The sequence below is a fragment of the Variovorax sp. NFACC27 genome (genome assembly GCF_048301545.1).
In the GTDB taxonomy this organism is placed as follows: domain Bacteria; phylum Pseudomonadota; class Gammaproteobacteria; order Burkholderiales; family Burkholderiaceae_C; genus Variovorax; species Variovorax gossypii.
This window is the reverse complement of record NZ_CP157613.1, coordinates 7,194,777-7,214,408: the sequence shown is the minus strand read 5'-3', so window position 1 is coordinate 7,214,408 and position 19,632 is coordinate 7,194,777. Positions and strand designations below refer to the sequence as shown.

General features: G+C 67.4%; 17 protein-coding genes and 1 tRNA gene. 14 read left to right on the top strand and 4 right to left on the bottom strand.

Annotation, left to right across the window (positions count from 1 at the left end; all coding sequences use genetic code 11):
- Window positions 1-3: 3 nt before the first annotated feature.
- A complete protein-coding gene (locus ABL840_RS33835; RefSeq protein WP_093304448.1) occupies window positions 4-819 on the bottom strand; it encodes a class I SAM-dependent methyltransferase in 816 nt (271 codons plus the stop codon).
- Entirely contained in the window at window positions 816-1,205 is a 390-nt protein-coding gene (locus ABL840_RS33830) for a hypothetical protein (protein WP_093304446.1), read from the bottom strand. Before ABL840_RS33830 ends, ABL840_RS33835 begins: the two co-directional genes overlap by 4 nt.
- A gap of 141 nt (window positions 1,206-1,346) precedes the next feature.
- Here ABL840_RS33830 and ABL840_RS33825 point away from each other — a divergent pair, with 141 nt between their 5' ends.
- Window positions 1,347-4,502 (top strand): ATP-binding protein, encoded by a 3,156-nt coding sequence (locus ABL840_RS33825; RefSeq protein WP_093304444.1) that lies wholly within the window; start codon window positions 1,347-1,349, stop codon window positions 4,500-4,502.
- 121 nt (window positions 4,503-4,623) lie between these two features.
- On the opposite strand, the gene ABL840_RS33820 is transcribed toward ABL840_RS33825, so the two are convergent.
- Window positions 4,624-4,698, bottom strand: a tRNA-Arg gene (locus ABL840_RS33820).
- A gap of 252 nt (window positions 4,699-4,950) precedes the next feature.
- Here ABL840_RS33820 and ABL840_RS33815 point away from each other — a divergent pair.
- The 4 genes from ABL840_RS33815 (at window position 4,951) to ABL840_RS33800 (ending at window position 9,021) form a co-directional block, all read left to right on the top strand.
- Window positions 4,951-5,982, top strand: a complete 1,032-nt coding sequence (locus ABL840_RS33815; protein ID WP_176947539.1) for a Bug family tripartite tricarboxylate transporter substrate binding protein — start codon at window positions 4,951-4,953, stop codon at window positions 5,980-5,982.
- Window positions 5,983-6,087: 105 nt separating this feature from the next.
- On the top strand, window positions 6,088-6,609 hold the full coding sequence (locus ABL840_RS33810) for a tripartite tricarboxylate transporter TctB family protein (RefSeq protein ID WP_093206545.1): 522 nt from the start codon (window positions 6,088-6,090) through the stop codon (window positions 6,607-6,609).
- Window positions 6,610-6,634: 25 nt separating this feature from the next.
- Window positions 6,635-8,167 (top strand): tripartite tricarboxylate transporter permease, encoded by a 1,533-nt coding sequence (locus ABL840_RS33805; protein WP_093206546.1) that lies wholly within the window; start codon window positions 6,635-6,637, stop codon window positions 8,165-8,167.
- A gap of 17 nt (window positions 8,168-8,184) precedes the next feature.
- Window positions 8,185-9,021 (top strand): cytidylate kinase family protein, encoded by an 837-nt coding sequence (locus tag ABL840_RS33800; protein ID WP_093304442.1) that lies wholly within the window; start codon window positions 8,185-8,187, stop codon window positions 9,019-9,021.
- A gap of 71 nt (window positions 9,022-9,092) precedes the next feature.
- On the opposite strand, the gene ABL840_RS33795 is transcribed toward ABL840_RS33800, so the two are convergent.
- On the bottom strand, window positions 9,093-9,701 hold the full coding sequence (locus ABL840_RS33795) for a Crp/Fnr family transcriptional regulator (RefSeq protein ID WP_056595369.1): 609 nt from the start codon (window positions 9,699-9,701) through the stop codon (window positions 9,093-9,095).
- A gap of 150 nt (window positions 9,702-9,851) precedes the next feature.
- Here ABL840_RS33795 and oxc point away from each other — a divergent pair, with 150 nt between their 5' ends.
- The 9 genes from oxc to ABL840_RS33750 all read left to right on the top strand — a co-directional run bounded on the left by oxc (window position 9,852) and on the right by ABL840_RS33750 (window position 19,523).
- Window positions 9,852-11,681 (top strand): oxalyl-CoA decarboxylase, encoded by a 1,830-nt coding sequence (gene oxc / locus ABL840_RS33790; protein ID WP_093304440.1) that lies wholly within the window; start codon window positions 9,852-9,854, stop codon window positions 11,679-11,681.
- 33 nt (window positions 11,682-11,714) lie between these two features.
- Window positions 11,715-12,986 carry a formyl-CoA transferase gene (gene frc / locus ABL840_RS33785; protein ID WP_093206549.1) on the top strand — a complete coding sequence of 424 codons (1,272 nt, stop codon included), beginning with the start codon at window positions 11,715-11,717 and terminating at the stop codon, window positions 12,984-12,986.
- A 94-nt stretch (window positions 12,987-13,080) separates the two neighbouring features.
- Complete coding sequence (locus tag ABL840_RS33780) at window positions 13,081-13,527, top strand: PAS domain-containing protein (RefSeq protein ID WP_093304438.1); 447 nt, start codon at window positions 13,081-13,083, stop codon at window positions 13,525-13,527.
- Between the two features lie 154 nt (window positions 13,528-13,681).
- Complete coding sequence (gene frc, locus ABL840_RS33775; protein ID WP_093206551.1) at window positions 13,682-14,929, top strand: formyl-CoA transferase; 1,248 nt, start codon at window positions 13,682-13,684, stop codon at window positions 14,927-14,929.
- A 234-nt stretch (window positions 14,930-15,163) separates the two neighbouring features.
- Window positions 15,164-15,481 carry a hypothetical protein gene (locus ABL840_RS33770; protein ID WP_093206552.1) on the top strand — a complete coding sequence of 106 codons (318 nt, stop codon included), beginning with the start codon at window positions 15,164-15,166 and terminating at the stop codon, window positions 15,479-15,481.
- Between the two features lie 35 nt (window positions 15,482-15,516).
- Window positions 15,517-16,695, top strand: coding sequence for an ADP-forming succinate--CoA ligase subunit beta (gene sucC, locus ABL840_RS33765; protein ID WP_093304437.1), 1,179 nt, complete (start codon window positions 15,517-15,519; stop codon window positions 16,693-16,695).
- A gap of 34 nt (window positions 16,696-16,729) precedes the next feature.
- Window positions 16,730-17,629 (top strand): succinate--CoA ligase subunit alpha, encoded by a 900-nt coding sequence (gene sucD / locus ABL840_RS33760; RefSeq protein WP_093206554.1) that lies wholly within the window; start codon window positions 16,730-16,732, stop codon window positions 17,627-17,629.
- A 51-nt stretch (window positions 17,630-17,680) separates the two neighbouring features.
- A complete protein-coding gene (locus tag ABL840_RS33755) occupies window positions 17,681-18,463 on the top strand; it encodes a fumarylacetoacetate hydrolase family protein (protein WP_093304435.1) in 783 nt (260 codons plus the stop codon).
- A 46-nt stretch (window positions 18,464-18,509) separates the two neighbouring features.
- Entirely contained in the window at window positions 18,510-19,523 is a 1,014-nt protein-coding gene (locus ABL840_RS33750) for a 2-dehydropantoate 2-reductase (protein ID WP_093304743.1), read from the top strand.
- The last annotated feature ends 109 nt before the right edge of the window (window positions 19,524-19,632 follow it).

Sequence of the window (19,632 nt, the reverse complement as noted above, 5' to 3'; positions counted from 1 at the left end):
GGATCAGCCCACTTCCACCGTCACTCGCAGGAACGTCGCGGCGATCAGGCAGGTGTTGGGGTACTGGCTCTGGTTCTGGCTCTGGAACAGCGTCACCAGTTCCGTGCGCAGTTCGTCGGTGCGCCCCGCCTGGGCTGCCGCGTCGAATGCATTCATGGTCGGGCCGTAGAACTGCCGGAACGTGTCGACGAACTCCGCCGGTGAACCTTTGAAGTCGAAGATGTAGCTATCGCGTTCGTAGCTGATGGCCTCCGAAGCGACGCCCGCTGCGCCAAAGCGCTCGATGATGTTCGGGGTCGAGCCCCAGCCCATCGGGCTCACGAAGCCCTCGGGCGGCGGGGGCGCATACGACGAGCTGATCTTCAGGATCTGCGCCACCAGCGTGGGGTCGTTCGGGATCCAGTTGCCCATGAGGATGCGGCCGCCCGGGCGCGTGACACGCACCATCTCCCGTGCCGCGTCGAAGGGCCTGGGCGCGAACATGGCGCCGAACATGCTGATGACGAGGTCGAAGGACTTGTTCTCGAGCCGCAGGTCGCAAGCGTCCCCTTCCTCGAACCGGCAGCTGGCCGACAGCCCGGCCTGGGCTGCCCGCCGGTTGCCCGCGGCGACCAGGTTGGCGGCGATGTCGACGCCCAGCACCTGTGCGCCGAGTTTCGCGGCCGGGATGGCGGTGTTGCCATCGCCGCAGCCGAGGTCCAGCACCTTCATGCCGGGCGTGATGTGCGCGTGCCGCACGACGTCTTCACCGCTCTCGCGCATGCTCTCGGCGATGCGGGTGAAGTCGCCTTTTTCCCAGAGGGCCTTGTTCGGGTTCATGACTTCACCTTCTCGATCATGTGGTCGATCACGTGCGTGTGCTCGTGTTGCGGGCTGAACATCACGATCTCCGCGTCGGCGTCGACCTTGACGTTGTGGCCGGGCGGCCAGTAGAACAGGTCGTTGGCCTGGACGGTCTCCTGCTCCCCGGCGTCGTCGGTGGTGGTGATCCGGCCCTTGAGCACGAACCCCCAGTGCGGGCACTGGCAGGAGTTGTGGTTGTTCAGGCCCTGGAAGAGCGGCGTCGTGTCGACGCCCGCCGACAGCGTGAAGTACTCGCCGCTGATCTTGCTGTAGCCGGTCGCGTCACCGAAATTCAAACGCTGCCGGATCACGGCACCGGGAATTTCCATCTTCACGTCGACTGCGTCTTTTGCGATATGCATGAGGTACTCCTTGAGGGTCCGCGGGCGCGGGGGTAGTGCGTCTATTCGTTGCACCCGCCAGGTTCGATAGACGGCATACTCATCCTCCACGCTTGGCGTTCCTGAAACGTTCCCGGCCTGTGCCGGTGGAAAGGAATCGCGATGTCGCCCCCACCGACTCCGTCGTTCGATGCCGTGTCGATCCGGCTGCTGGGCCCATTCCGCCTGAGCGTGGGGTTGGCCGGGGATGACCCGCCGGCTCCGCTGGTGCCGCTGACCCGGCGGGCCGCCGAGCTGCTGCAGCTGCTGGCGTTGCAGCCCGGACGCAGCCTGGCGAACGAGCAGGTGGTGGAAGCCCTGTGGCCGCACCTGGACCCCGACGCAGGCAGCGCCAACCTGCGCAAGGCGGCGCACCACGCGCGCCAGTTCATCGGCCGGCCCGACGCCCTGGTGCTGCGAGGCGGCCGGGTTTTCCTGCTGCCCGACCAGGCTGTGGCGTGCGACGTCGACCGGTTCGAGCGCGCAGCGGACGAGGCCCTGCACAGCGGCGACCCGCAGGCCTGCAAGGCGGCCGCGCAGTTCTACGGCGGCGACCTCCTGCCGGACGCCCGCTACGAAACCTGGACCGAGGCGCCGCGCCAGCGGTTGCGCCACAAGTTCCTGCAGCTGCTGCGCCAGACCGGCGACCTGGAACGGCTGGTGCGCGAAGACCCCACCGACGAGGCGGCCCATGTGCAGCTGATGCGCGAGGAACTGGCGGCCGGGCGACGCTCTTCGGCGCTGCGCTGGTACGGCCACCTGCGCGACCATCTGCAGCAGACCCTGGACATGCGCCCCGGCCCGCCGGCCGAGGCGCTGTACCGCGAATGCGTGGCGGGCCTGGAAGGCGCCGCGCCGCGTTTCGTCGGCCGCGCCATGGAACTTGTGCGTGTCCTGGGTTGGCTGCGCGCCAGCCTCGCGGGCCGTCCGGGGGGCGCGGTGGTGCGCGCGCCGGCAGGAATGGGCAAGACCGCGTTCTGCCGCCGCCTCGCCGAAGAAGCGCGGGGCCTGGGCTGGCAGGTGCGCTCGTTGCAGGCCGGCGACTGGACCCGGCCCTACGGCATCGCGGCCGACCTGGTGGAGCCCCTGCTCGGCGAGCTGCCCGACGCGGCACAGGCCATCGGTGCGCACGCCCAGGCCGTGCTGGCGCAGATGACCGCCTCGGGCGACGTGAAGCCGCTGGCCCTGCCGCTCGGGCGCCACCAGATGGTGGGCGCCGTGCGCCGGCTGCTGCTGGCCACCGCCGCGCAAAAGCCGGTGCTGCTCATCGTCGACGATGCGCACGCGGCGGACGACGCGAGCGCCCAGGCGCTGACGCAACTGGCTGCGAGCGGCCCCCCGGTGTTCGTGCTGCTCGCATGCCGGCACGCGCTGCCGCCCCTGCTGGATCGGAACACCTCGCGCTTGCAGCGCGCCGGCCAGCTGGAGGCCCTTGAACTGGGCCCGCTGTCCGAGGAAGAAGCGGCGCTGCTCGCAGCCCGCTCGGCCGACGCACCGATGACGGCCGAGGCCGCCACCGCCATCGCCCGTCGTGCCGAAGGCCTGCCGTTTGCCGTGGTCGAGCTCGCGCGCGGAGCGGCCAGCTCAGACGGCGCCACGGCGGTGATGTCCCGCAGCCTGTCGTCGGCCCTGGCCGAGCGCCTGTGCGACCTGGACCCCGGCGCGACGGAGGCCCTGCGCCGGTTGGCCCTGTCGGCCGAAGATTTCGACGTGGCCACGGCCGTGGCGCTGGCCGCCGACGAAGGCCACGACGCGTTGGCGCGGCTCGACCAGGCGCTGGCCGCGGGCGTGCTGGTGGTAGCCGATGGCCGCTACCGTTTCCGCCACGCACTCGTGCGGGACGCGCTGGCCGAAGGCATCCCGCCGCACCGGCGTGTACTGTTGCATCGCGACGTGGCGGCGCGGCTCGCGCAAGGCGGTGCGGCACCGGGCCTGGTGGGCCATCACTGGCTTGCCGCGGGCGATGCCGAGCGGGCGATGCCGTGTTCGCTGGCGGCTGCGCGTCAGGCCTTCCGCCTCGGTGCCTACGAGGACGTGTTGCGCCACGTCGAGCCGCTGCTCGCGCACCGGGCGGCGCAGCCGGAAGCCCTGGCGCTGCGTGCCGAGTCCCTGGATGCGCTGGGCCGGCCTGGCACGTTGGCCGCCTACGATGCGGCCGCCGCCGTCGTTCCGGAGGCGCTGTCCCACGAACTGCGCGCCAAGCGGGCCCTGGCGCAAGTGAAGATGAGCGACCCGCCCGGTGCCCTGCAGTACCTGCGGGACGTGCATCCCACCACGGTGGCGGGGCGGCTCGCCGAAGCGCTGGCGTACAGCGGCGCGGCGGCCCTGGGCTTCGGGGACCCCGCCGAAGGTACGCGCCGGTCGGCCGAAGTGCGGCGGATCGCCCTGGAGACCGGCGACGAAGGCACGCTCGTGATCGCCTCCTGGTCGCAGGCCGCGGCGGCCCACGCGCGCGGCGACCTGCACAGCAGCGTGTGGGCCGACCTCAAGGAGACTAGCCACCTGCCGCAGCTGGCGGTGCGCGTGTTCGATGGCCACCTGTGCATCACGCAGCGCTTCCTGTACGGCTCGCGGCCGTACGCCGAGGTCATCGCGTTCGCCGATGCGCTGGCCACGCAGGCGCAGCAGCTGGGCGCGGCGCGCGGGCATGCGTTCGCGGTCACGCTGCGCGGCGAGGCCCGGCTGCTCAGCGGCCAGCTCGACGCCGCCGAGCAGGACCTGGTGGCGGGCGGGCGCATGCACCGCGCGATCGGCGGCGCGACAGGCGAAGCGCTGTCGCTGCAGCGCCGTTCCGAACTGGCGATCTACCGCGGGCAGATGGACCGGGCGCGCGGCCTGCTCGACGAAGCGCTCGACGTCGCGCGCCAGTCCGACGTCGGTTTCCACCTGCTGGACCGCATCTACGGCACCCGCATCGCGATGGCCACGCAGCCCGATGCTGCGCTGGGCGTGCTGGAGGAGGCCGAGGCCAACGTGCGCGGCCCGCTGGAAAGCTGCCCCGGCTGCCGCATCACCTTCGCCATCCCGGCCACCATCGCGGCCGCGAGAGCGCACGAACTGGACCTGGCGGCCAGCCACCAGCAGCAGTCCGAATACCTGGCCAACGTGGTGATGAAGCTGCCGGCCTGGTACGCGTCGCTGCACGAGGCGCAGGCGCACATCGAACGGGCCGCCGGCCGTGTCGCTGCCGCACGCGAAGGCTTCGTCGCGGCGGCGCGGGAGTTCCACGCCTGCGGCCATGCGCTGGACGCCGCACGCTGCCGGGAGTCAGCCGGCTAGGAGGCCCGCGCGGCACGAGCGTGACGAACGGATGGGGCTGCCGACTTCAGCGTCCGAAATCTGCTGAATGTCCCACGTATGTCCCGGTCGAAAAAAAAGCCGTTGAACATCAACGGCTTGCTGGTGCCTTCGACAGGAATCGAACCTGTATCTGAGTCTTAGGAGGACCCCGTTCTATCCATTGAACTACGAAGACCGGATGGATGCGCGAGGCGGTGAGTCCGCAGCGCGCCCGCGATTTTATAGGGTTTGCGATGACAGTCCGGTCCGGGGTCGCGAGCAGCCCCGCGCGCATCGCCAGCGCGGGCTAACCCGAATACGAAATCTTCGAAAAGTTGACCGCGATCAAGCCGCCTCGAATCGTCGGCGCGCACCATCGTGCCCGTTCGCATCTCTGCTCAGATTCAAGAACAAAAAAGAGCGAAATCACTACACAGGAGACACCCTGATGAAGAAGATCGCCTCGAATGTTCTGAGCCGCGCGACTGCCGTACTTGCCACCACTGCCGCCGCGGCGGCGCTGGTGACCGGTGCCGCGCCCGCCTTCGCATGGGAACCCACCAAGCCGGTGGAGTTCGTGATTCCCGCCGGCACCGGCGGTGGCGCCGACCAGATGGGGCGCCTGCTGCAGGGCATCGTCATCAAGTACAAGCTGATGAAGGAGCCGCTGATCGTCGTCAACAAGTCCGGCGGCGCGGGCGCCGAGGGCTTCCTGGCGGTGAAGGAGGCGAAGGGCGATCCGCACAAGATCGTCATCTCGCTGTCGAACCTGTTCACCACGCCGATGGCCACGGGCGTGCCCTTCAACTGGAAGGACATGACGCCGGTCGCGATGCTGGCGCTCGACCAGTTCGTGCTGTGGACCAACGCCTCCGAGCCCTACAAGAGCGCCGGCGAATACGTCGCCGCGGTGAAGGCCGCGGGGCCGAACAAGTTCAAGATGGCCGGCACCGGCTCGAAGCAGGAAGACCAGATCATCACGGTCGCGCTCGAGAAAGCCACCGGCACCAAGTTCATCTACGTGCCCTTCAAGGGCGGCGGCGAGGTGGCGGTGCAGCTGGTGGGCGGGCACGTGCAGTCGACGGTCAACAACCCGATCGAGGCCGTGGCGCAGTGGCGCGCGGGCAAGCTGCGCGCGCTGTGCGTGTTCGACGACGAGCGCATGCCGTTCAAGGCCAAGGTCACCGACACCCAGTCCTGGAACGACATCCCCACCTGCAAGGAAGCGGGCGTGCCCACCAGGTACACGATGCTGCGCGGCATCTTCATGCCGCCCGGCGTCACGCCCGACCAGCTCGCCTTCTACAAGGACCTGCTGACCAAGGTGGCCGCGACGCCGGAGTGGAAGGAGTACATGGAGAAGGGTGCCTTCAACCCGACCTTCATGACCGGCGATGCCTTCGCCAAATGGCTCACCGAAGCCGAGGCCACGCACCGCACGCTGATGTCCGACGCGGGATTCCTCGCGAGCAACAAGTAGGCGGGCAGACCGCCGACGACCGCCTGCCGCGCCCTGCGGCAGCGGGCGCGTGCGCCAGGAGTGCACGCCGATTTCCTTCTTCCACACAACCACGATGGGGGCTCCATGGAGCACGACGAAACATCCGAGGGCCCGGCGCGCACGGGCATCTCCACTCACCTCGTAGAGGCGGCGGTCGCAGTGGCGCTGCTGGTCATCGGCCTGGTGGTCGTCTTCGAGGCGCGCAAGCTCGGCGCCGGCTGGACCACCGACGGCCCCGGCGCCGGCTACTTCCCGTTCTTCATCGGCGTGATCATCACGATCTCGGGCGCCGGCATCCTCTACCAGTCGCTGCTCGGCAAGAACCGCAACACCGCGGTCTTCGTCGACTCGGTGCAGCTCAAGCGCGTGCTGTCGGTGCTGGTGCCGGCCACTGTCTACGTGCTGGCGATCTCCATTCTCGGCATCTACGTGGCGTCGGCGATCTACATCGCGCTCTTCATGGTGGTGCTGGGCAAGTACGCGTGGTTCAAGAGCGTGTTCGCCGCGCTGGCGGTGAACACGCTCTTCTTCTGCATGTTCGAGGTCTGGTTCAAGGTGCCGCTCTTCAAGGGCGCGCTCGATCCGCTTCGATTCCTCGGCTACTGAACCCGACCCAAGGAGCACAAGCGAAATGGAAGAAATCAGTGCCCTGATGCAGGGCTTTTCGGTGATCCTCTCGCCGATGAACATCGGCCTGATGTTCGTCGGCATCATCCTCGGCGTGCTGATCGGCGTGCTGCCGGGGCTCGGCGGCGCCAACGGCGTCGCGATCCTGCTGCCGCTCACGTTCACGATGTCGCCTACCTCGGCCATCATCATGCTGTCGTGCATCTACTGGGGTGCGCTCTTCGGCGGGGCCATCACCTCGATCCTGTTCAACATCCCGGGCGAGCCGTGGTCGGTGGCCACCACCTTCGACGGCTATCCGATGGCGCAGAACGGACAGGCCGGCGCGGCGCTCACCACCGCCTTCACCTCCTCGTTCGTGGGCGCCTTCCTCGCGGTGGTGATGATCACCTTCCTCGCGCCGCTGGTCGCGAAGTTCGCGCTCAAGTTCGGCTCGCCGGAATTCTTCGCGGTGTACCTGCTGACCTTCTGCAGCTTCGTCGGCATGGGCAAGGGCTCGCCCTTCAAGATCCTCGCGTCGATGGCGCTGGGCTTTGCGTTGGCCAGCGTGGGCATGGACACCGTCACCGGCCAGCTGCGCCTGACCTTCGGCCAGCCCGAGCTGATGCGCGGCTTCGACTTCCTGATCGCGGTGATCGGCCTGTTCGGCATCGGCGAGATCCTGCTGTCGATGGAAGAGGGCCTGAAGTTCTCGGGCAAGAGCGCGAAGATCGACCCGAAGGTGGTGTGGCAGACCTGGAAGCAGCTGCCCAGGTACTGGCTGACCTCGATCCGCAGCTCGCTCATCGGCATCTGGATGGGCATCACGCCGGGCGGCGCCACGCCGGCCTCGTTCATGGCCTACGGCCTCGCCAAGAAGATGTCGAAGAAGGGCGCCAAGTTCGGAACCGGCGAAGCCGAAGGCGTGGTCGCGCCCGAGACCGCCGCGCACGCGGCCGGCACCAGCGCGCTGCTGCCGATGCTCGCGCTGGGCATTCCCGGCTCGCCCACCGCCGCGGTGCTGCTGGGCGGTCTGCTGATCTGGGGCCTGCAGCCCGGGCCGCTGCTCTTCGTCGAGCAGAAGGACTTCGTCTGGGGCCTCATCGCAAGCATGTACCTCGGCAACATCGTCGGGCTGATCGTGGTGCTGAGCACCGTGCCGCTGTTCGCGTCGATCCTGCGCATTCCGTTCTCGATCATCGCGCCGGTGATCATCGTGATCTGCGCGATCGGCGCCTACACCGTGCACAACGCGATGCTCGACATCTGGTTCATGCTCGGCTTCGGCGTGCTGGGCTACCTGTTCAAGAAGCTCGACTTCCCGCTCGCGCCGCTGGTGCTGGCGCTGGTGCTCGGCGACAAGGCGGAAGACTCGTTCCGCCAGGCCATGCTGGTGTCGCAGGGCGACGTGATGGTGATGTTCTCGAATCCGCTGGTCGGCGGCATCACCACGCTGGCGCTGGTGCTGCTGTTCTGGCCGCTGATCTCCAAGGCGCTGGCCTTCGTGAAAAAGCCGAAGAAGCCCGACGAGTTCGCGGTCGAGCGGCCGGTGGATTGAAGGAAGGAGGAGAGCACATGCCAGTGATCGCACTGACCCAGGAGATGGGTTCCCTCGCGAAGGATGTTTCGCTGAAACTCGCCGAGACGCTCGGCCTCGCCGTGATGCGCCACGAGGTCATCGAGCACGTGGCCGACCGGATGCAGGTCTCCACGAGCCTGATCGGCCGGCTGCGCAGCGGCAAGGCGGGGCTGGTGGAGCGCCTCACCACCGACAGGCGCAGCGTGGCGCTCTACACCGCCGAAGAGCTCTTCGCGCTGGCCGACCGCGGCAACGTGGTGCTGCGCGGCTGGGGCGCCACCTGCCTGCTGCGGGCGGTGCCGCACGTGGTGTGCGTGCGCATCACGCGCTCCATGAAGAAACGGGTCGAATGGCTGATGGCAGACCTCGAGACCGACGACGCCGAATTCGCCGAAGCCGAGATCCGCCGCAGCGACCAGGCGCACGCCGCGCGCATGCATTCGCAGTTCGGCGTGACCTGGGGCGACCCGGTGCTCTACGACCTGGTGCTCAACACGGACCGCCTGTCGGTCGAGAGCTGCGTCGAGCAGATCAGGCTGATGGTGAATCGCCCCGAGTTCGCCGAAACGCCGGCCTCGCGCGCGCTGCTCGCCAACATGGCGCTGGAGGCACGTGTGCGCGCCGCGCTGAAGGAGCACGATGCGACGCGCGACATCAACGTGACGATCACTGCGAACCAGGGCGAGCTGCTGCTGCGCGGCATCGTGCTCGACAGCGAGGAGAGAGCACAGACCGAGAACATCGCGGCTTCCGTGGTGGGCGTGACGGGGGTGCACAACCAGCTGAGGCTGATGGCCAGCACGCGGCGCTTTGCTTCGGCGAAGCAGACCTGAGCGCGGAGCCTGGAATTCGCTTCTTGCTCCCTCTCCCGCAAGCGGGAGAGGGAGCAATCCCTGAGCCGCGTTCAGATCTTCCCGCGCTTGCGAAGCCGGCTAAGGGTTTCCGCTGAGAGATTCAGATACGAAGCCAGCTCCTTGCTGGGAATCCGGTCTTCCAGCTCCGGATGCTTGCGCATGAACCGGTGCACGCGCCCCGCGGCGTCGAGCAGGTGCAGCGTGATGGTGTGCGCCATGATCTCGCTCATTCCGCGCATCACCAGGAACTCGAACAGTTCCTTGGTTTCGGGATGCTTGTTCAGGAAGGCGATCCACTCCTTCAGCGGCAGGCTCGCCACCCGCGCCTTGGTCACGCAGACGATGCCGTAGGGCGTGGGCGTTCCCAGCCGCAGCGCGGCGTAGCTCGTCTCCATGTCGTTCTCGTCGGCGAAGCGAAGGATCATCTCCTTGCCCTCCGGGTTGCTCACCACCCGCTTGAGGATGCCGTCGAGGATGAAGTACTGCTCCATCTCCCGCACGCCCTGGTGCAGCAGGAACTCGCCCTTGTTGCCGTCCACGATGACCAGATGGGCTTCCAGTTCGGCGCGATCCGCCTCGCTCAGGTCCTTGAGAAGCACGTTCTGCCGGAGCTGGGCACGAATGATGTTCTTCTCCGGATGGTTTTCCAACAACGTCATGGTCACCGTCTTCTCGAGTTCGCTGCCGGCGCTGCTCATCGGGGGCTGCGCCGTTTTCGGGAAAGTTGACCGAGGTCAACGGCCGAAAGTTTGGCCCGAATCATAGTCGCGGCTCGGGCCTAGGCCATTCACCCATGCAGAAGGAGAGACATGTCTTCAGTCAGAACAGAGAAAGAGGCAGCCACCACGCTGGACGAAGCCCTCAAGCCTGCGAAAAACCGTGATGCCGAAGGCGACGCGGTGGTCCGCGTCCTCAAGAGCGTGACGGAAGACAGCACGCCGGTGGGCGAGACCACCGACGGCTTCCATCTCGTCATCGATGCCCTCAAGCTCAACGGCATCGACACCATCTTCGGCCTGCCCGGCATTCCGATCACCGACCTCACGCGCATGGCCCAGGCCGAAGGCCTGCGCGTCATTTCCTTCCGCCACGAGCAGCACGCCGGCAATGCCGCCGCCGCCGCCGGCTTCCTCACGCAGAAGCCCGGCATCTGCCTGACCGTGTCGGCCCCCGGCTTCCTCAACGGCCTCACCGCGCTGGCCAACGCCACCACCAACTGCTTCCCGATGATTCTCATCAGCGGCTCCAGCGAGCGCGAGATCGTCGACCTGCAGCAGGGCGACTACGAGGAAATGGACCAGCTCGCCATCGCCAAGCCGCTGTGCAAGGCCGCCTTCCGCGTGCTGCATGCCCAGGACATCGGCGTGGGCATCGCGCGCGCCATCCGCGCCGCGCTGTCGGGCCGTCCGGGCGGCGTGTACCTCGACCTGCCGGCCAAGCTCTTCGCGCAGACCATGGACGCGGCGGCCGGCAAGGCCTCGCTCATCAAGGTGGTCGATGCCGCGCCGCGCCAGATCCCGGCGGCCGACGCCGTCCAGCGCGCGCTCGACATCCTCAAGGGCGCCAAGCGCCCGCTGATCCTGCTCGGCAAGGGTGCCGCCTACGCGCAGGCCGATGCCGACATCCGCGCGCTGGTCGAGAAGACGGGTATTCCCTACCTGCCGATGTCCATGGCCAAGGGCCTGCTGCCCGACACGCACGCGCAGTCGGCAGCCGCCGCGCGCTCCTACGTGCTGCAGGAGGCCGACGTGGTGGTGCTCGTCGGCGCGCGCCTCAACTGGCTGCTCTCGCACGGCAAGGGCAAGACCTGGGCGCAGGAGAAGGGCGCCAAGCGCTTCATCCAGATCGACATCGCGCCGACCGAGATCGACAGCAACGTCGCCATCGAGGCCCCCGTGATCGGCGACATCGGCTCCTGCGTGGCTGCGCTGCTGGCCGGCATCGACGCCAAGTGGGCCAAGCCGCCGGCCGAGTGGACCGGCGCCATCGCCGAGCGCAAGGACAAGAACCTGTCGAAGATGGCGGCCACGCTGGCCGCGCGGCCCTCGCCGATGAACTTCCACAGCGCGCTCAGCGTGATCCGCGACCAGGTGAAGGCACGGCCCGACGCCATCGTCGTCAACGAGGGCGCCAACACGCTGGACTTCGCGCGCAGCATCGTCGACATGTACGAGCCGCGCAAGCGCCTCGACGTGGGCACCTGGGGGATCATGGGCATCGGCATGGGCTTCTCCGTGGCCGCCGCCGTGGTCACGGGCAAGCCGGTGATCGCCATCGAGGGCGACAGCGCCTTCGGCTTCAGCGGCATGGAGGTCGAGACCATCTGCCGCTACAACCTGCCGGTCTGCGTCATCGTCTTCAACAACAACGGCGTCTACCGCGGCACCGACGTGAACTCCAGCGGCACGCCCGACGTGGCGCCTACGGTGTTCGTCAAGAACGCGCGCTACGACAAGCTGATGGAAGCCTTCGGCGGCGTCGGCGTCAACGCCACCACCGCCGACGAGCTGCAGAAGGCCCTGGCCGAGGCCGTCGCCTCGGGCCGCCCGACGCTGATCAACGCCGTCATCGACGAGACCGCCGGCACCGAGAGCGGCCGCATCACGAGCCTGAACCCCGCCACGGCGAAGAAGAAGTAACCCGCGTTTCGTTTCATTCAAGGAGATATCCCAATGAGCAACAAGCCCCTCAACGGCATCAAGATCATCGACTTCACGCACGTGCAGGCCGGCCCCGCGTGCACGCAGTTGCTGGCCTGGTTCGGCGCCGACGTGATCAAGGTGGAGCGCCCCGGCGCGGGCGACGTGACGCGCTCGCAGCTGCGCGACATTCCGGACGTCGACGCGCTCTACTTCACCATGCTCAACAGCAACAAGCGCTCGATCACGCTGGACACGAAGAAGCCCGAGGGCAAGGCCGTGCTGGAGAAGCTGATCCGCGAATCCGACGTGCTGGTGGAAAACTTCGGCCCCGGCGCGCTGGACCGCATGGGCTTCACCTGGGAACGCATCCAGGAGCTGAATCCCAAGATGATCGTCGCGTCGGTCAAGGGCTTCAGCGAAGGCCACCACTACGAGGACCTGAAGGTGTACGAGAACGTGGCGCAGTGCGCCGGCGGCGCCGCCTCCACCACCGGCTGGTGGAAGGGCGGGAACTCCGTCCCGACGATCTCGGCGGCGGCGCTGGGTGACTCCAACACCGGCATGCACCTGGCCATCGGCATCCTCACGGCCATCATCGGCCGCGAGCAGACGGGCAAGGGCCAGAAGGTGGCCTGCTCGATGCAGGACGCCGTGCTCAACCTGTGCCGCGTGAAGATGCGCGACCAGCAGCGCCTGGACAGCGTGGGCTACCTCGAGGAATACCCGCAGTACCCGCACGAGATGAGCGCATTCGCCGACAAGGTCGTGCCGCGTGGCGGCAACGCCGGCGGCGGTGGCCAGCCCGGCTGGATCCTGAAGTGCAAGGGCTGGCAGACCGACCCCAACGCATATATCTACTTCACGGTGCAGGGCCATGCCTGGGAGCCGATCTGCGACGCGCTGGGCAAGCCCGAGTGGAAGACCGACCCCGACTACATGACGGCCAAGGCCCGCCAGCCGCACATCGAGCAGATCTTCGCCACCATCGAGGACTTCATCAAGGACAAGACCAAGTTCGAGGCGGTGGACATCTTCCGCAAGCACGACATCCCCTGCGCCCCGGTGCTGTCGATGAAGGAACTGCTGCACGACGAGTCGCTGCGCAAGAGCGGCTCGATCGTCGAAGTCCCGCACAAGGAGCGCGGCAGCTACTGGACCATCGGCAGCCCGATCAAGTTCTCGGACCTCAAGCCCGAAGTCACCGCCTCGCCCCTGCTGGGCGAGCACACCGACGACGTGCTGGCTGAGCTCGGCTACAGCCAGGACCAGATCGCCAGCCTGCACGCGGCCAAGGCCGTGTAGGGCAGCAGCAGCCCTGTGCGGGGGGCTTCACACCAACCAGATTCCCCCGCACAGTGACAGACCCCAGCCAGCAGTCAGCGCCCGGGAGGCACTCATGCAAGCGAACCTGGATTTCAAGCAGCTCGTCGAAGGCGCCGGCGATGCGATCATGGTGTGCGACGCGCAGGGCGCGATCACGCTGTGGAACCGCGCAGCCGAGCGCATCTTCGGCTTCAGCGAGGCCGAGGCCCTCGGCCAGTCGCTCGACCTGATCATTCCCCAGCGCCAACGTCAGCGGCACTGGGACGGCTACAACAAGACGATGGAAACCGGTGTCACCAAGTACGGCGCCGACCTGCTGCGCGTTCCCGCGCTGCACAAGGACGGGCACACGCTCTCCATCGCCTTCACGGTGTCGATGCTGTTCTCCGCCGATCGCGAGGTCACCGGCATCGTCGCCATCGTCCGCGACGAGACAGCCCGCTTCGCGGAGGAGCGCAAACTTCGCGCCCGTCTGGTAGAAGTCGAAGCCACGATGAACGAACCTGGGAACGACAGTTGACTGCGCCCGCCAGCACCACCCTCGACGCGCCATGCGGCGTTGCTCCTCCTTGCGGGCGCGAGCCCGCGGCGTCGTCCCGCCTTGCCTGGCACGCCGATCGTGGCACCGGCGAGCACAGTCAACTGCAGTTCCCAGGTCAAGAAGGAGACAGTCAATGAGCCAAGCACTCGAGGGCGTCCGCATCCTCGACTTCACCCATGTGCAGTCCGGCCCCACTTGCACGCAACTGCTGGCGTGGTTCGGCGCCGACGTGATCAAGGTCGAGCGCGCCGGCGAAGGCGACGCCACGCGCGGCCAGCTGCGCGACATTCCCGGCGCGGACAGCCTCTACTTCACGATGCTGAACCACAACAAGCGCTCGATCACGCTGGACACCAAGAACCCCAAGGGCAAGGAGGTTCTCGACAGCCTGATCAAGACCTGCGACGTGCTGGTGGAGAACTTCGCGCCCGGCGCGCTCGACCGCATGGGCATCACCTGGGCCCACATCCAGAAGCTCAACCCGCGCATGATCGTGGCCTCGGTCAAGGGTTTCGGGCCCGGCAAGTACGAGCACTGCAAGGTCTACGAGAACGTGGCCCAGTGCGCCGGCGGCGCGGCCTCCACCACCGGCTTCGAGGACGGCCCGCCGCTCGTGACCGGCGCGCAGATCGGCGACAGCGGCACCGGCCTGCACCTGGCGCTCGGCATCCTGGCGGCGCTCTTCCAGCGCAACAGCACCGGGCGCGGCCAGCAGGTGCTCGCGCCGATGCAGGACGCGGTGCTCAACCTCTGCCGCGTGAAGATGCGCGACCAGCAGCGCCTGGAGCGCACCGGCACCATGCACGAGTACCCGCAGTACCCCGACGGCAAGTTCGGCGACGCGGTGCCGCGCGCGGGCAACGCATCGGGCGGCGGCCAGCCGGGCTCCATCCTGAAGTGCAAGGGCTGGGAGACCGACCCGAACGCGTACATCTACTTCATCACGCAGGCGGCCGTGTGGCCGGCGGTGTGCAAGGTCATCGGCGAGGAAGGCTGGATCAACGACGAGGCCTACGCCACGCCGGCCGCACGCCTGCTGCACCTGAAGCCGATCTTCGCGCGCATCGAGCAGTGGACCATGACCAAGACCAAGTTCGAGGCCATGGACATCCTCAACGAGTACGACATTCCCTGCGGGCCGATCCTGTCGATGAAGGAGATCGCCGCGGACGAATCGCTGCGCGAGACCGGCACCATCGTCGAGGTCGACCACCCGGTGCGCGGCAAGTACCTGACGGTGGGCAACCCCATCAAGATGTCCGACAGCCCGACGGTGGTGACGCGTTCGCCGCTGCTCGGCGAACACACCGAGGAAGTGCTGAGGCAGCTCGGCTACGGCGCGGACGACCTGGCGACCCTGCGGGCCGAACGCGTGATCTGAGGCGCGGCGCAGGCCCGCCTTCCCGTCATCTTCGAGTCTTGAGACAGCGCCGCCTGCGGGCGGCGCAGGGGGGTCCTGCGCCTGCGAATTGCGCGCCTCCGGTCAATAACTCATGGTGAATGGTTTTTATAAATTCATTTAATTTTTATTTATCGTCCATCGATCCTACATTTTGAACTCGCCGGAATTTCTCGATCAATTCAACCTCTTCGGCATTCATTCAAGGAGAAGATCATGGAAAACCATTCGCCCGTCCAATACTGGCGCGATGAAATCGAGCGCAATGCCTACAACGCCGCATTCTTCGAATTGGGATTGCGCTGGCATTGGGACGGAGAGACCTACGACCGCCTGATGGGCCTCGGCCAGGACGCGAACGAGCGAATCGGCCATTACCTGAAGACCCACCAGCCACATCTCCTGAAGGCCTACGACGCCGAATTCCTGGCGGTCGCCATCGAGCAGAAGAAGGAAATTCACAGAAAACGGGAAATGGCCTCTTCGAGCTATTTCAATTGGGCCGAAAGCCACGGCGTCGAGCTCGGCGCCTGAATTCCTCCAATTCAAATGAACGACCCGTTCCGGCCATGAACATCCACGAATACCAGGGCAAGGAAGTGCTGCGCCAATACGGCGTGGCGACCCCTCGCGGATTCGTCTGCCGCTCGCCCGACGAGGCGGCCGACGCCGCCAGTCGCATCGGCGGCCGGGCCTGGGTGGTCAAGGCGCAGATCCATGCGGGCGGCCGTGGCAAGGGCGGCGGCGTGAAGCCGGCCTGGTCGGTGGACGAGGTGCGCCGCCACGCCGGGCAGATGCTCGGCATGACGCTGAAGACGCCGCAGACCGGCCCCGAGGGCCGCGTGGTGAGGCAGCTGCTGGTGGAGGAGAGCGTCGAGATCGACAAGGAGCTGTATCTCGGCTTCGTGGTCGACCGCAATTCGCAGCGCGTGGCCCTGATGGCCTCGAGCGAAGGCGGCATGGACATCGAGGAGGTGGCCGCGCGCACGCCCGAGAAGATCCACAAGCTCTTCATCGACCCCGATGCCGGCCTGCGCATCGCGGACGCGGACGGCATGGCGCGCCGCATCGGCATCACCGAGCGTTCGCTGGTGCAGGCGCGCGTGCTCATGCAGAACCTCTACCAGGCCTTCGACGGCAGCGATGCCTCGCTGGCGGAGATCAACCCGCTGGTGCTGACGCGCGACAACCGCGTGATCGCGCTGGACGCGAAGTTCGACTTCGACGCCAACGCGCTCTTCCGCCAGCCGGAGATCGCGGCCATGCGAGACACCGACGAGGAAGACCCGATCGAGGTCGAGGCTTCGAAGTTCGACCTCTCGTACATCGCGCTCGACGGCGACATCGGCTGCCTCGTCAACGGCGCGGGCCTCGCGATGGCGACGATGGACGCGATCAAGCTCTACGGCGGCGCGCCCGCCAACTTCCTCGACGTGGGCGGCGGCGCCACGCCCCAGAAGGTGACCGAAGCCTTCAAGCTGATGCTGCGCAACCCGAAGCTCAAGGCGGTGCTGGTCAACATCTTCGGCGGGATCATGAAGTGCGACGTGATCGCGCACGGCGTGGTCGCCGCGGCGCGCGAGACCGGCCTGGCGGTGCCGCTGGTCGTGCGCATGAAGGGCACCAACGAGGACCTGGGGCGGACCATCCTCGCGCAGTCGGGCCTGTCGATCATCAACACCGACGACATCGCCGAGGCCGCGCAGCGGGCCATCGGGGCGGCCAGCAACTGGGAGCGCCAGCGATGAAGCGCTCATCCCCAAAGTCGATGGAGCTTGCGACATGTCCATCCTGATCAACAAGCACACCCGCGTCATCACGCAGGGCATCACCGGCAAGACGGGCCAGTTCCACACGCAGGCCTGCCTGGAGTACGGTAATGGCAGGCACTGCTTCGTCGCGGGCGTGAACCCGCTGAAGGGCGGCCAGTCGATGGCAGGCATCCCGATCTTCGGCACCGTGAAGGAGGCCAAGGCCGAGACCGGAGCGACCGTCTCCGTGATCTACGTGCCGCCGCCCTTCGCCGCAGCCGCGATCGACGAGGCGGTGGATGCGGAGCTCGACCTCGTCATCTGCATCACCGAAGGCATCCCGGTGCGCGACATGATCCGCACGCGGCACCGCATGCAGGGCAGCAAGACGCAGCTGCTGGGCCCCAACTGCCCGGGGCTCATCACGCCCGGCGAGATCAAGATCGGCATCATGCCCGGCCACATCCACCAGCGAGGGCGCATCGGCGTGGTCTCGCGCTCGGGCACGCTGACTTACGAGGCCGCGAGCCAGCTCGCGAGCTTCGGCATCGGGCAGTCGACGGTGGTCGGCATCGGTGGCGATCCGGTCGGCGGACTGCGGCACATCGACGTGCTGAAGATGTTCAACGACGACCCGCGCACCGACGCCGTGATCATGGTCGGCGAGATCGGCGGCGACGCCGAGGAGCAATGCGCGCGCTGGATCCGCGACCACATGACCAAGCCCGTGGTCGGCTTCATCGCGGGCGCAAGCGCGCCGCCCGGCAAGCGCATGGGCCATGCGGGCGCCATCGTCTCCGGCGGCCGCGGCACCGCGCAGGAAAAGCTCGCGGTGATGAAGGAGTGCGGCATCCACGTCACGCGCAATCCGGCGGACATGGGGAAGCTGCTGGCCTCGCTCGTGATTCCCGACTACCTCCCGTTCGACTGACCGACCGGCGACGGGCCCGAATTCTCATCAATCCAGAAAGCAGATAACAACATGGAACAGCAGCACCAGCAGAGGAAATGGGTCCGCTTCGAGCACGCGGGCGGCATCGGCTTCGGCACGCTCGAGGGCGACGCCGTGCACGAACGCCGGGGCGACATGTTCGGCAGCTCCGAGCCCACCGGCCGCATGTTCGCGCTGGAGGGGCTGCAGCTGCTCACGCCGACCGAGCCCACCAAGGTGATCGCGCTGTGGAACAACTTCCACGCGCTCGGCGCCAAGCTCAGCCTGCCGGTGCCGGCCGAGCCGCTGTATCTGCTGAAGACGCCCAACTCGTACCTTTCGCCCGGCGCGCCCATCCGCAAGCCGCTGTGCGACGGCAAGGTCGTGTTCGAGGGCGAGCTCGGCATCGTCATCGGCAAGACCGCCACCGCCGTGTCGGAAGCCAATGCGCTCGACCATGTGTTCGGCTACACCTGCGCCAACGACGTGACGGTGGCCGACATCCTCAACCGCGACGCCTCCTTCGCGCAGTGGGTGCGCGCCAAGGGCTTCGACACCTTCTGCCCCATGGGCCCGGTGGTCGCCACCGGCCTCGATCCCGCCACGCTCACCGTGACCACGCTGCTCAACGGCGAGGTGCGCCAGGACTATCCGATCAGCGACATGCGCTTTTCGGTGCAGCAGCTCGTGAGCCTCATCTCGCAGGACATGACGCTGCACCGCGGCGACGTGATCCTCTGCGGCACCTCGGTCGGCGTCGGCTCCATGAAGCCCGGCAGCCTCGTGGAGATCGAGATCGGCGGCATCGGAAAGCTCAGCAACCGCTTCGGCTGAACGCAGCAGAAGGGTCGCGCAAGGATTTCAACTCTTGGGGATCGACATGAAGATTGCAATCATCGGCGCAGGCGCCATCGGCGGACTGGTCGGCGCAAAACTCGCGCTGGCCGGCGAGGACGTCACGTTCATCGTGCGCGGCGCCAACCTCGACGCCATATCGCGCAACGGCATCAAGCTGGTCTCGGCCGAGGGCGAGGAACAGGTGGCGCGCAACGTGAAGGCCACCGACCGCTACGACGAGGCCGGCCCGCAGGACATCGTCGTGCTCGCGATGAAGGCCCACCAGGTCGAGGCCGTGGCCAACGACGTGCCGAAGCTCTTCGGGCCCGACACGGTGGTCGTGACCATGCAGAACGGCATCCCGTACTGGTACTTCCACAAGCACGGCGGCGCGCTCGAGGGCACGCCGGTGCGCAGCGTCGATCCTTCGGGCACCGTCGCGGCGAAGATTCCGGCGCAGCGCGTGATCGGCTGCGTGGTCTATCCGGCGTCGGAGCTCATCGCGCCCGGCGTGGTCAAGCACATCGAGGGCGACCGCTTTCCGGTCGGCGAGCTCGACGGCTCCGCGAGCGAGCGCGTGAACAGCGTCTCGGCCTGCTTTACCGGCGCGGGCTTCAAGGCGCCGGTGCTCGACAACATCCGCGCCGAGATCTGGCTCAAGCTGTGGGGCAACCTGACCTTCAACCCGATCAGCAGCCTCTCGCACTCGACCCTCGTCGACATCTGCCAGTACCCGCCTTCGCGCGAGCTGGCCGCCGCGATGATGCGCGAGGCCCAGGCCGTCGCGCACAAGCTCGGCATCGAGTTTCGCGTGACGCTCGAGAAGCGCATCGCGGGCGCGGAGAAAGTCGGCAAGCACAAGACCTCGATGCTGCAGGACGTGGAAGCGGGCCGCGCGCCCGAGATCGACGCGCTGGTCGGCGCGGTGGTCGAGCTGGCCCGGCTCACCGAGACGCCCACGCCGCACATCGACACCGTCTACAGCCTCGTGAAGCTGCTCGCGCGCACCATGGAAGACCAGCGCGGTCGCGTGAAGCTGCACGAGATCGCGGCATGAGCGCGATGCCTTGCTCCCTCTCCCCTTGGGGAGAGGGTTGGGGTGAGGGGGGTGGCCTTCGCGCGCACCCCGCCTCGATCACCGCCGTCGGCCCTCACCCCCGCCCTCT

Coding starts and splice junctions, on each gene's coding strand:
- oxc (WP_093304440.1), top strand. CDS start 9,852: ATGTCTTCAGTCAGAACAGAGAAAGAGGCAGCCACCACGCTGGACGAA.
- ABL840_RS33770 (WP_093206552.1), top strand. CDS start 15,164: ATGGAAAACCATTCGCCCGTCCAATACTGGCGCGATGAAATCGAGCGC.
- sucC (WP_093304437.1), top strand. CDS start 15,517: ATGAACATCCACGAATACCAGGGCAAGGAAGTGCTGCGCCAATACGGC.
- ABL840_RS33835 (WP_093304448.1), bottom strand. CDS start 819: ATGAACCCGAACAAGGCCCTCTGGGAAAAAGGCGACTTCACCCGCATC.
- ABL840_RS33795 (WP_056595369.1), bottom strand. CDS start 9,701: ATGACGTTGTTGGAAAACCATCCGGAGAAGAACATCATTCGTGCCCAG.
- frc (WP_093206549.1), top strand. CDS start 11,715: ATGAGCAACAAGCCCCTCAACGGCATCAAGATCATCGACTTCACGCAC.
- frc (WP_093206551.1), top strand. CDS start 13,682: ATGAGCCAAGCACTCGAGGGCGTCCGCATCCTCGACTTCACCCATGTG.
- ABL840_RS33750 (WP_093304743.1), top strand. CDS start 18,510: ATGAAGATTGCAATCATCGGCGCAGGCGCCATCGGCGGACTGGTCGGC.
- ABL840_RS33830 (WP_093304446.1), bottom strand. CDS start 1,205: ATGCATATCGCAAAAGACGCAGTCGACGTGAAGATGGAAATTCCCGGT.
- ABL840_RS33815 (WP_176947539.1), top strand. CDS start 4,951: ATGAAGAAGATCGCCTCGAATGTTCTGAGCCGCGCGACTGCCGTACTT.
- ABL840_RS33755 (WP_093304435.1), top strand. CDS start 17,681: ATGGAACAGCAGCACCAGCAGAGGAAATGGGTCCGCTTCGAGCACGCG.
- sucD (WP_093206554.1), top strand. CDS start 16,730: ATGTCCATCCTGATCAACAAGCACACCCGCGTCATCACGCAGGGCATC.
- ABL840_RS33810 (WP_093206545.1), top strand. CDS start 6,088: ATGGAGCACGACGAAACATCCGAGGGCCCGGCGCGCACGGGCATCTCC.
- ABL840_RS33800 (WP_093304442.1), top strand. CDS start 8,185: ATGCCAGTGATCGCACTGACCCAGGAGATGGGTTCCCTCGCGAAGGAT.
- ABL840_RS33825 (WP_093304444.1), top strand. CDS start 1,347: ATGTCGCCCCCACCGACTCCGTCGTTCGATGCCGTGTCGATCCGGCTG.
- ABL840_RS33780 (WP_093304438.1), top strand. CDS start 13,081: ATGCAAGCGAACCTGGATTTCAAGCAGCTCGTCGAAGGCGCCGGCGAT.
- ABL840_RS33805 (WP_093206546.1), top strand. CDS start 6,635: ATGGAAGAAATCAGTGCCCTGATGCAGGGCTTTTCGGTGATCCTCTCG.